This window comes from Terrabacter sp. Soil810, from assembly GCF_001429645.1.
GTDB lineage: Bacteria > Actinomycetota > Actinomycetes > Actinomycetales > Dermatophilaceae > Terrabacter.
Genome location: NZ_LMSW01000012.1, coordinates 291,239 through 302,826 on the forward strand (window position 1 = coordinate 291,239; position 11,588 = coordinate 302,826).

Genomic DNA, 11,588 nt, shown 5'->3' on the forward strand with positions numbered 1-11,588 from the left:
TGGCCGGCCGGACGGTGAGCGTCGGTGCGAGGTCCTCGACACCGAGGCGAGGACGGCGCCCAGGTCGGTGTCGGTGCGGTGCAGCTCGGCGCCGACCCGGGCGTGGGCGAGGATCTGCTCGATCATCCCCGCCATCCGCGTCGCCGAGCGGAAGGCCGTGGCGACGAGACGTTCGGACCGCTCGTCGGCAGCGACGGCCGGCTGCTGCCCGAGCATCTCGGTGCTCGCCATGATCGCCGTCAAGGGGGTGCGCAGGTCGACGTTCACCTGGCCGGCGAAGACCGACAGCGCCTCGTTGGAGCGGTGGAGCTCGTCCCTCGTCTCGGTGAGAGCGGCGAGCGAGTCCTCCAGCTCGCGGGTCCGCAGGCGCAGCTCGAGGACGTCGACGACACGCTCGGCGATGGCGACGAGGACCTCCTCCTGTGCCCCGTCGAGCTCGCGCGGCTCAGAGTCGAAGACGCAGAGGCGGCCGATGATGACACCCTCAGGGGTGGTCAGCGGCGCCGACGCGTAGAAGCGGACGGTGCCGAGGATGCCTGTCACGAAGGGGTTCTCGCGGAACCTGGCGTCGAGGCTCGCGTCGGGCACGACGACGCGGTCGGTGTGCTCGAGCACGGCCGCGCACATCGAGTCCTCGCGGGCACAGATCGAGGCGGCGAAGCCGGTGGTGGCGATCTGCTGCTGCTGCGTCGCGGTGATGAGGTTGATCGCCGCTCGGGGGACCGCACAGACCTGGGCGGCGATGTCGACCAGCGCCTGGAGCTCGCGTTCGGGCGCGTTGCCCAGGACGTCGTAGCCGGCCAACGCCTCCTCGCGTCGCTGGGCACGGTCGAGGACGTCTGGGGTTGATGTCCGGTTTGTCACGATAGGAAGACTCTGTCATGGGCCCGCCGAGGGCAAGGACCCGGCCCGAGATGTCACGTTGCGATGGTGGGTCCGCGAGTTATACAAGGGGTCTTGTGGAAGTTCCCGCCGACCCGCGAGGGTGGGCGACATGCCGCGACGCCCCGCCTCCGAACGCCACACCACCACCAGTCCCGCCTCCGACGAGCTCGGCAGCGAGACCGGCAACGCCCTGCTCGACGTCCTCACGGCCTTCCACCACCCGACCCGTCGCTGGCTGTGCGAGCTGCTGGCCGTCGAGGGTCCGGCCCCCGTCGGCCTGCTGGCGCGGCGAACGGGCCTCGCGGTCGGCTCGGTGAGCCACCACCTGGGGACGCTGCACCGCTACGGCTTCGTCGAGCCCGCGCCGGAGCTGGCCAGGGACACCCGCGAGAGCTGGTGGCGCAGCCGTCCCCGTCAGCTCTCGTGGGACGCCACCGACTACGACCAGGGGACCGTGGCGCGGCGGATCGCGTCGACCGCCGAGGCCGAGAACTTCCGCCACCACGTCCGGGCCGTCCAGCGGTGGCTCGCCGAGGGAGAGTCAGCACCCGCAGAGGTGCGCCACGCGTCGGTGGCGACCGACACCCTCGTCGCCGCCACCGTCGACCAGATGGGCGAGCTGAGCCGCAGGCTCACCGAGCTCGTCGTCGAGTGGAGCGAGGAGTGCCGTGCCGACGCCCGGACCCGCCCCGACGCAGCCCGCCTCCCGGTGCGGGTGTCGGCGCGCGTCTTCCCCAGTGGGCCGGTGAAGCCGTGAGCGCCCGCACCCGAGCCGCGACCAGCCTGCAGACGGGCGCGCGCCTTCCCGCGCTCCCGGCCGAGCCGACTCTCATCGGCGCCCCGCCGCCGCCGGTCGCCCGCGACCGGATGGTGCACACCTGGGTGGCCTCGATGGCGCTGTCGTGGTTCGGCGACGCCGTGTGGACGGTGGCGCTGGCCTGGACGGCCGTGCACACCCTGTCGCCCGCGATGGCCGGCGTGGTCCTGGGAGCCGAGACGCTGCCGCAGGCGGTCTTCGTCCTCCTCGGCGGGGTCATCGCCGACCGGTGGGACACGCGTCGCATCCTCGTCACCGGTCGCCTCGCCCAGGGGGCGGTCCTGCTCGCCGGAGCCGCTGCGTGGGCGGCCGGGGTCCGGGGCGCGCCGTTCCTCATCACGATGGGCGTCCTGCTCGGCACTGCCACCGGGCTCACCCTGCCGGCCGGGGCGACCCTGGGCCGCCAGCTGGTGCGACCCGCGGACCTCGCGACCGTGAGCGGCTGGAACCAGATCGGCGCCCGCGTCGCGCGCCTGCTGGGCGCTCCGGCCGGTGGCGTGGCGGTGGCCGTCGTGGGCCCCGCCGGGGCCATGCTCGCGAATGCCGTCACCTTCGTGGCGGTCGCCGCCGTCCTCGCGCTTGTGGTGCGTCCGCGCTACCTGATGCCCAGGATGCCCCACGCGTCCTGGACGGCGAGCCTGAGGGACGGGGCGGCATACCTGCGCGGTGACGAGTCGGCGCGCCTGCTCGTGCTGGGGCTGGCGGCCCTCAACGTCTTCGTCTCCCCGGTCATCGCCCTCGGGATCGCCCTGCGCGTCAGCGGCTCCGGTTGGGGCTCGGCCTGGCTCGGTGCCGCGGAGGCGGCCTTCGCGCTGGGTGCCATCGCCGGCAGCGTCGTGGGCATCCGCTGGAAGGTGGCCCGGCCGGCCCGGGCCGGCTTCGCCGTGCTCGTCGGGCAGGGGGTGTGCATCGTGGGGACCGGGGTCGGTTCGCGCGCCGTCCTGCTGGCGTCGATGCTCCTCATCGGCCTCGCGGCCGGGGCGGCCTCCGTCTGGCTCTCCGGCACCTACCAGCGCACCATCGCGCCGAGCCATCTCGGACGCGTCTCGTCCGTCTCCAGCTTGGGTGACATGGCGCTCGTGCCGCTCGCCATCCCGGCCTTCGGCGCGCTCGCGGCCGTCACGTCCGTGCTGACCGCCGCCGCTGTCTACGGCACGGCGATGTCGCTGCTCTGCCTGTGGTTCGCGACGCGTCCGGGCATCGCGCGACTGCGCTGACCGTCCGGGTCGCGGTGGCCGGCCGGTCTTCACCGAATGGCGCCCGGGCCCGCCCCGGAGGACTACCGTCGAAGGGCTGGCCCCTGTGGAGGGCCCGGGTGTGGGAGGCAAGCATGAGCCTGAAGGACTCTCTGTGCGCGGTCGAGCTCTTCTGTGAGCTGCCCGACGACCTCGTCGAAGAGGTGATCGCGCGCGGCTCCACGGTGGAGGTGGGCCCCGGAGTGCCGGTCGTCAAACAAGGCGACCGCGGCGCCGGCATGGTGATGCTGCTCAAGGGATCGGCCGACGTCGACGTCGACGGCCGCGCCGTGGGTTCGCTGTCGAAGGGCGACTACTTCGGTGAGATGTCGCTGATCGACGGGTCGGGGCGCACGGCCACCGTCACGAGCGGCCCAGACGGCCTCACCGCCTTCCGGCTCTCACCGGCCGCGTTCACCGACCTCATCGACCAGCACCCGCACACCGCCGTGCTGCTCCTCAAGGGGCTCGTCACCCGCGTGCGCCAGCTCGAGGAGCTGGTCAGCGAGGGCGCAGCAAGCTAGTCGGCCCAGACGCGTCACCGCACCGCCCGCGGTGGGGCCGCCGGAGCGCCCCGGAAGGCCCGGTGACCGCGGGCCCGGCCGGACGGCATACGCTCGTGGACCCGCAGATGGGGGAGTGGGCGGCACGGTCCACCCCTAGATGTTGGGATGGGGCTCGCGCGACACGCCGGGACTCCTGGGACTGGAGTGACGTTTGTGCAGGTCAGCGGCGCGACGCGCCGGGCCGGGATCACGTGCTTGCGATCGGGGTCACACCGTGCCTAGAGTTACCCCTACATCTAGTAGTTACACAGATGTAAGACGTCCACATGTAGTCCCCAGGCAAACGGGGGTTACACACAGGTCATCCCCATGTCGTCCCCAGACCCATCCCCAGCCCGACCGGTCCCACGAACACCGGGCGGGTCCCCGGAACGGGTGCGAGACGGCATACGGGATGGCTCGTCAACGTTGAACGACTGGGTCTCGGGGAAGGGAAGGTGACCAGACGTGCACTGTCCGTTCTGTCGCCACACCGACTCGCGGGTCATCGACTCGCGCACCACCGACGACGGCGCCTGCATCAGGCGTCGGCGCCAGTGCCCCGAGTGCAACCGCCGCTTCACGACGCTCGAGACCTCGAGCCTCAACGTCATCAAGCGGTCGGGGGCCTCCGAGCCGTTCAGCCGGGCCAAGGTCCTCTCGGGTGTGCGCAAGGCATGTCAGGGACGGCCCGTCAGCGAGGACGACCTGGCCCTCCTCGCCCAGAAGGTCGAGGAGGCGATCCGGTCGCAGGGAAACGCCGAGATCGAGGCGCACGAGGTCGGCATGGCCGTCCTCGAACCGCTCCGCGAGCTCGACGAGGTCGCGTACCTCAGGTTCGCCAGCGTCTACCAGGCGTGGGAGAGCCTCGAGGACTTCGAGGGAGCCATCGCGCTCCTTCGGGCCGAGCACGACGCGCTGGGGGAGGAGCCCACGGCTCCGTCCCGGCTCGGCGTCCAGCGGTAACCACCCTCCACAGCACGTCCGGAGCACCCGCACTGTCGGTGCCCCACGCAACACTTAAACCAGCAGCAGATTCGGTCAGGGAGGCCGCACGACATGACGGAGATCGGTAACCGCAGCTCACGCTCGAAGGCAGGCGCCAAGGGCGTCAAGATCGAGCGCATCTACACCACGCCCGGCGTGCACCCGTACGACGAGGTCACGTGGGAGAAGCGCGACGTCGTCCAGCAGAACTGGAAGACCGGCGAGACGATCTTCGAGCAGCGCGGGGTCGAGTTCCCCGACTTCTGGTCGGTCAACGCCAGCACCATCGTCACCACCAAGTACTTCCGCGGCGCCGTCGGCACGGCCGCCCGCGAAGTCTCGCTCAAGCAGCTCATCGACCGCGTCGTGCTGACCTACGTCGCCGCCGGCAAGAGCAACGGCTACTTCGCCGCGGCCGACGACGCCGAGATCTTCGAGCACGAGCTGACGCACGCCCTGCTGCACCAGGTCTTCTCGTTCAACTCGCCCGTGTGGTTCAACGTCGGCACCAAGAGCCCGCAGCAGGTGTCCGCCTGCTTCATCCTCGCCGTCGACGACTCGATGGACTCGATCCTCAACTGGTACAAGGAGGAGGGGAAGATCTTCCAGGGCGGCTCCGGCGCCGGCCTCAACCTCTCCCGCATCCGCTCCTCCAAGGAGCTGCTCTCCTCCGGTGGCACGGCCTCCGGCCCCGTCTCCTTCATGCGTGGCGCCGACGCGTCCGCCGGCACCATCAAGTCGGGCGGCGCGACGCGTCGTGCGGCCAAGATGGTCGTGCTCGACGTCGACCACCCCGACATCGAGGAGTTCGTCGAGACGAAGGCGCGCGAGGAGGACAAGATCCGCGCCCTGCGCGACGCCGGCTTCGACATGGACCTCGGCGGCAAGGACATCGTCTCGGTCCAGTACCAGAACGCCAACAACTCGGTCCGCGTCAACGACGAGTTCATGAAGGCCGTCGAGGACGGCACGGAGTTCGGCCTGCGCTCGCGCGGCGACGGCTCCGTCATCGACACCGTCGACGCCCGTGAGCTCTTCGGCAAGATCGCCAAGGCCGCGTGGGAGTGCGCCGACCCGGGCATCCAGTACGACGACACGATCAACGCCTGGCACACCAACCCCGAGACCGGCCGGATCACCGCGTCCAACCCGTGCTCGGAGTACATGTCGCTCGACAACTCATCGTGCAACCTCGCCTCGCTCAACCTGCTGAAGTTCCTGCGCGACGACGACACGTTCGACGCCGTCACCTTCCAGAAGGTCGTCGAGCTCGTCATCACGGCGATGGACATCTCGATCTGCTTCGCGGACTTCCCGACCGAGCCCATCGGCGAGACGACCCGCAACTACCGCCAGCTCGGCATCGGCTACGCCAACCTCGGCGCGCTGCTCATGGCGACCGGCCACGGCTACGACTCCGAGGGTGGCCGCGCGCTCGCCGCCTCGATCACCTCGCTGCTCACCGGCGCCGCCTACAAGCGTTCCGCCGAGATGGCCTCGGTCGTCGGCGCCTACGCCGGCTACGCCCGCAACGCGGACGCCCACAAGCGGGTCATGCGCAAGCACCAGGCCGCCAACGACAACATCAAGACGCTCGACGCGATGGACTCCGACGTCCACAAGCTCGCGACGAAGGCGTGGGACGACGTCGTCAAGCTCGGTGAGAAGCACGGCTACCGCAACGCCCAGGCGTCGGTGCTGGCTCCGACCGGCACGATCGGCTTCATGATGGACTGCGACACGACCGGCATCGAGCCGGACTTCTCGCTCGTGAAGTTCAAGAAGCTCGTCGGTGGCGGCTCGATGCAGATCGTCAACCTGACGATCCCGCGGGCGCTGCGCAAGATGGGCTACACCGGCGAGACCGTCGAGGCGATCGTCGAGTACATCGCCGACAAGGGTCACGTCATCGACGCCCCCGGCCTCAAGCCCGAGCACTACGAGGTCTTCGACACAGCGATGGGTGCGCGCTCGATCTCGGCCATGGGCCACGTGCGCATGATGGCCGCGACGCAGCCGTTCCTCTCCGGTGCCATCTCCAAGACGGTCAACCTGCCCGAGACGGCCACGGTCGAGGAGATCCAGGACGTCTACATGCAGGGCTGGAAGCTCGGCATCAAGGCGCTCGCGATCTACCGCGACAACTGCAAGGTCGGCCAGCCGCTGTCCGACGGTGGCTCGACGGCCAAGGACAACAAGGCTGCTGCCGACGCCGCTGCCGCCGAGGTCAAGGTCGAGAAGGTCATCGAGTACCGCCCGGTCCGTCGCCGCCTGCCCAAGCGCCGCACCTCCCAGACGACGTCGTTCGCCGTCGGTGGCGCCGAGGGCTACCTCACGGCCGGTACCTACGACGACCAGCAGCTCGGCGAGATCTTCCTCAAGTTCGGCAAGCAGGGCTCGACGCTGGCCGGCGTGATGGACGCCTTCTCGATCGCCGTGTCGATCGGTCTGCAGTACGGCGTGCCGCTCGAGACGTTCGTGGAGAAGTTCACGAACCTCCGCTTCGAGCCGGCCGGTCTCACGGACGACCCGGACGTGCGCATGGCGCAGTCGATCATGGACTACGTCTTCCGCCGCCTGGCGCTCGACTACCTCGACTTCGACACCCGCTCCTTCATGGGCATCCACACGGCGTCGGAGCGCGCCCGCCAGGTCGAGACCGGCTCCTACGAGGACATCGAGTCCGACGAGTCCGACGAGGACCTCGAGGACGAGCTCGAGTCGCTCCAGCAGTCGGCTCCGGTCTCGAAGAGGGCCGAGCACAAGGCCGAGGAAGCCCATGCCGAGTCCCCGGCCGCTGCCGCCGAGGTGAAGTCGGGTGCGGGCGCTGCCTCCGCTCGCGAGATCTCCAGCGACGTCCACAGCTCGGCCGAGCTGCTCGAGAAGTTCGGCGGCATCACGGCCGACGCACCGATCTGCATGACCTGCGGCACGAAGATGCGCCCCGCCGGCTCCTGCTACGTCTGCGAGGGCTGCGGAAGCACCAGCGGCTGCAGCTGACCGCCAACGGTCAGGAAATGTCACCAACGGCTTGAGCCGAGTGACATCCAGTTGGTCAGCAGTGTCACTGGTTTCATCACGATGACATTCCGGTAGTCCGAACGGCCCGGCTCCCAAAGGGGAGCCGGGCCGTTGCCGTGCATGCAGTGGTTGGTGGCACCAACCCCTCTGCGGGTGCCCGTCGCAGTCGACGAGATCAAGCAGCGCATCCTGGGACTCCTCGAGTCTCTTGACGTCGAGCCTGTGCGCGTCTGATGACTCCAGGACAGACAGCGAATGAGCAACCAGGTCGAAAACCCGACGTCCGCAACGTCATAGCCATCCGGGAGGCCGCCACCCAGTCCGATGCAGTGCACGCTGCCGGTGGGCTCTCCGCGTCCTACGGCACAGCGAAGCCACGCACCGGACCTGACGGTGCAGACGAACACTGGCGGGTGACGAGGATGGCCGCTGCCGTGGCCGTCACGATCAAGGCCAGCTCCCGCTGACGCGCTGGGCTGAGCAGATCGGCGCAGGCGGGTCGTGCGGCCGCCTCGGATCACGTGCGCGCCAGGCGGCGCTCGAGCTCGAGATGCCGGTTCTGGTGCAGTCCGGTGAGCACCTCGTGGCGGGGATGGTGACTCCGCATGCGGTGCACGTGAACCCGTCGCCGACATGTCCTGAAAGCCAGGAGGGCGGATGCAGTGACGGGCTGGACGAGTCGGGCTCCTCCTCCGGGAACGGGCGGTCCATGGCACCACGACGCCACCTGAGGGTGAATGCGTGCCCCGATGGATCACCTGGCCTGCATGTCCGTCTTGGGCGCTCGCCGGGTTCGCCGACGCGGACTACCGTTGCAGGAGCGAGTTATCCGTCCTTGGGGGTTCCCGCAAGCGCAGGAGTCACTCGCGAAGGGTCGCGGAGGACGCCATGGCGCGCCAAGAGAACTGGGCCACGCTGAGTGCGGGCCAACACCTCTCATCCGAGGACGGCGTGTGCCTCATGGAGCTGGTCTCGATCGCCGCCCACGAGCGATGGAGCGACCATCCGTGCTGCACCCACCCGTTGCTTGCTCACCTCGCCCGCCGCGCCAACGATGCCACGTCGGACCTCAAGCGGGCCGCGTTGGCAGGCCTCGTGCCGACTCTGGTCTGGGCCGATACGGACGACCCTCAGGCGTACGCCCGCATCGCCGCGGAATGCACACGCGTCGCCCTCGCACACAGACCCACCCTCGTGCTGCGCGGACTGCATGACGCCGCTGTTCGACGTAGCCGTCCCGGTGACTCCAGACGACACCTGCTGTACAGGCGGGGCGCGGCCTTCCGCAGTGTCGACCTCGCGGTCCTCGCGGTCCAGCAGTGCCCACAGGACGTCGCCGACGCAGCCCTCCGACGGATGCTGAGCAGCGCCGTGCACTGCCTCGGCGCTGCCGAACCCTCCCCCGTTGTGCAGTCAGGCATGACCTGGGGACGCGGCGCGGTCGTTGGTGATCGAACGCGCGAGAGGTGACGCCCGAGACGGGGGCTGCACACGCCTCTGCAGGCCGGCGCGTCGCGGGTCAGGGCCCGGATCGTCGCCCCCGCTCGAAGAGCGCGGCCCCCGCGCCGAGCGTCGCCGCACTGCCGTCGTCCTGGCTGCTGTTGGCATCGTCGACATGTCGTGCACGGCGAGCACCTCGACGAGCAACTGGCCTCGAGAAGCAGCCTCTCCGAGCTGCCAGGGCGAACACGCGCTAGGACAGTGGGTCCACTGTGGGCCAGCAATGAGGAGCTTCGCCCAGGGCCCCGACGACGCGCGAGTCAGCTGTCCCGGACGGTGAACGCCAGACGTTCACGCGCGGCACGCTCGACCAGGACAGGGACAAAGGCACGGACCGGGCCGTTCAGCTCTGCATGCGCCAATCGCACGGACGCCTCAACGACCCCCGGGTCCAACTCCGGAAAGCGAGCCTGCAGGCGCTCCTGCACTTCCGCGAGCGCCCGCATCTCTGCCGTGCCGTCCATTGGCCAATGATGCCGCAAACTCGCTCGCTGACCATGCACTCTGCTGGTTTGCGGCCGCGCGCGAACGCGGAGTCTCGGTGATTCTCCAGAGAGCACCGCACGGTCCCGGGCCAGTGGCCGGCTAGAGCTCGACGTGGGCGCCCATGACGATGGTGCGCTCGGGTGGCAGGTGGAAGACCTCCGTCCGGTTCGCGGCGTTGTGGTACATCCACGCATAGAGCCGCTTGCGCCACGTGCGCAGCCCACGGTGGCCCGTCGCCTGAACGGTCAGCACCGACAGGAAGTAGTGGGCCTGATCGAGGTCGACGTCGAGCTCAGGCGATGTGCCGACCGCCAGCACCAGTCCCTTGGGGATGTCCTGGCTGTCGGTGAAGCCCACGTGCACCTTGACGTGCACGAACCCGTCGGTGGCGTCGCCCAGGTCGTCGACCTCGACGCGGTCGACATGGCGGATGTGGGGCACGTTCTCGTTGACGATCTGCACGAGGATGACCCGTTCGTGGACCACCCGGTTGAAGTCGGCGTTGGCGCGTAGCGCGAGCGGCGTCGTCGTCGCGTTGGGGTGCGGGAAAACGGCCACCCCGGGAACGCGCCGGACGAGCTCAGGGTGGTCGTGAAGCACCTTGAGGAAGAGCCGGAGCGGGCCCTCCAGGTCTCGTTCCTCGGCATGCAGCGCATCGGCACCGCGCCTGAACGTCGTCATGATCGCGACGACAAGGGCCGCGATGACGAGCGGCAGCCAGCCGCCGTTGACGATCTTCGTGAGGTTGGCGCCGAGGAAGGTCAGCTCGAGGGTGACGACGAGCACGATGTACACGACGAGCTTCCACGTCTGGACCTGCCACACGTACCTCGCGAGCAGCAGGAAGAGCGCGCTCGTCAGCAGCAGGGTGCCCGTGACCGCCAGCCCGTATGCCGCCGCGAGCCGGCTCGAGCTGCGGAACGTCGCGGTCAGCACGAGCACCCCGACGAAGAGGATCCAGTTGATGACGGGCACGTAGATCTGGCCGCCCTCCTCCCGGGACGTGTGCCGCACCGCGAGCCGGGGCAGCATCCCCAGGCGCACGGCCTGGCGCGACACCGAGAAGGCGCCGGAGATGACTGCCTGCGAGGCGATGACGGTGGCCACCGTGGCGAGCAGCACGAGGGGCAGGGTCGCCCACGACGGGGCCAGCAGGAAGAAGGGGTTCGACACGGCGGACGGGTCAGCGAGGATCATCGCACCCTGCCCGAGGTAGTTGACGGCGAGCGCGGGGAAGACGACGAAGTACCAGGAGAGGCGGATCGAGCGGGCGCCGAAGTGACCCATGTCGGCATACAGCGCCTCGGCACCGGTGATGGTCAGCACCACCCCACCCATGGCGACGAACGCGATGAACGGGTGCTGGGCGACGAACATGAACGCGAACGTCGGCGAGATGGCTTGGAGGATCTCGGGGTTCGCGACGATGTGGGGGAGGCCGAGCACGAAGAGCACCGAGAACCAGAGCACCATCACCGGACCGAAGGCCTTGCCCACGACGCCCGTGCCCCAACGCTGGATGACGAACAGCCCGGACAGCACGACGAGGGCCATGGGCAGCACGAGGTCGGCAAGGGTGGGGTTGGCGACCTCGAGTCCCTCGATCGCCGACAGGACCGAGATGGCGGGCGTGATCACCGCGTCCCCGTAGAACAAGGCAGCGCCGAGCACGCCCATCGCCATCACCACTGCGAGCCGACGGGTGCCCTGCAGGTAACGGCGCAAGAGCGCCACGAGAGCGAGGATGCCACCCTCCCCGTCGTTGTCGGCCCGCATGGCGAGCGACACGTACTTCATCGACACGACGAGGGTGATCGACCACAGGACCATCGAGATCACGCCGAGCACATCACCTCGGGTGGCCCGCACCGTGTTGTGCTCGATGCTGAAGACCGTCTGCATCGCATAGAGCGGGCTCGTGCCGATGTCGCCGAAGACGATGCCCAGGGCGCCGAGCGCCAGCGGGAGCGTCCTGCCGCTGCGGTGATGGTGGGCGTGGGTGCCACCCGGGCGCACCGCATCCGGTCCGGCGGTTTCTGGTTGCCGCGCGGCCGGCGGTGTCGCTTCGCCCGCGGAAGTCACAACGTCATCGTGGCACGGGTGCCGGCGTCC

Annotated in this window: 8 protein-coding genes and 1 pseudogene; 6 read left to right on the top strand and 3 right to left on the bottom strand. The window is 69.5% G+C overall.

Going from position 1 to position 11,588, the window contains the following annotated elements; all coding sequences use genetic code 11:
• Positions 1-147 precede the first annotated feature (147 nt).
• Positions 148-864 (bottom strand): annotated as a pseudogene (locus ASG96_RS24695) (GAF domain-containing protein); the annotation flags it as partial.
• A 130-nt stretch (positions 865-994) separates the two neighbouring features.
• On the opposite strand from ASG96_RS24695, the gene ASG96_RS16215 reads away from it, so the two are divergent.
• The 6 genes from ASG96_RS16215 to ASG96_RS16240 all read left to right on the top strand — a co-directional run bounded on the left by ASG96_RS16215 (position 995) and on the right by ASG96_RS16240 (position 8,960).
• The gene (locus ASG96_RS16215) at positions 995-1,642 is read left to right on the top strand and encodes a helix-turn-helix transcriptional regulator (RefSeq protein ID WP_157610925.1); all 648 of its coding nucleotides are present in this window, start codon (positions 995-997) and stop codon (positions 1,640-1,642) included.
• Positions 1,639-2,919, top strand: a complete 1,281-nt coding sequence (locus ASG96_RS16220; protein WP_057588589.1) for an MFS transporter — start codon at positions 1,639-1,641, stop codon at positions 2,917-2,919. The genes ASG96_RS16215 and ASG96_RS16220 overlap by 4 nt, the downstream gene beginning before the upstream one ends.
• A 113-nt stretch (positions 2,920-3,032) precedes the next feature.
• Entirely contained in the window at positions 3,033-3,461 is a 429-nt protein-coding gene (locus tag ASG96_RS16225) for a Crp/Fnr family transcriptional regulator (RefSeq protein ID WP_057588590.1), read from the top strand.
• A gap of 489 nt (positions 3,462-3,950) precedes the next feature.
• Positions 3,951-4,448, top strand: coding sequence for a transcriptional regulator NrdR (nrdR, locus tag ASG96_RS16230; RefSeq protein ID WP_056759230.1), 498 nt, complete (start codon positions 3,951-3,953; stop codon positions 4,446-4,448).
• 93 nt (positions 4,449-4,541) lie between these two features.
• Positions 4,542-7,469: a vitamin B12-dependent ribonucleotide reductase gene (locus tag ASG96_RS16235; protein ID WP_056759228.1), complete on the top strand. Its 2,928-nt coding sequence runs from the start codon at positions 4,542-4,544 to the stop codon at positions 7,467-7,469.
• Between the two features lie 909 nt (positions 7,470-8,378).
• The gene (locus ASG96_RS16240; RefSeq protein WP_057588591.1) at positions 8,379-8,960 is read left to right on the top strand and encodes a hypothetical protein; all 582 of its coding nucleotides are present in this window, start codon (positions 8,379-8,381) and stop codon (positions 8,958-8,960) included.
• 290 nt (positions 8,961-9,250) lie between these two features.
• Here ASG96_RS16240 and ASG96_RS16245 read toward each other — a convergent pair whose 3' ends face one another.
• Both ASG96_RS16245 and ASG96_RS16250 read right to left on the bottom strand, forming a co-directional pair.
• Positions 9,251-9,454, bottom strand: a complete 204-nt coding sequence (locus ASG96_RS16245; RefSeq protein WP_057588592.1) for a three-helix bundle dimerization domain-containing protein — start codon at positions 9,452-9,454, stop codon at positions 9,251-9,253.
• 121 nt (positions 9,455-9,575) lie between these two features.
• Positions 9,576-11,558: a potassium transporter Kup gene (locus ASG96_RS16250; RefSeq protein ID WP_235509194.1), complete on the bottom strand. Its 1,983-nt coding sequence runs from the start codon at positions 11,556-11,558 to the stop codon at positions 9,576-9,578.
• Between the last annotated feature and the right edge of the window lie 30 nt (positions 11,559-11,588).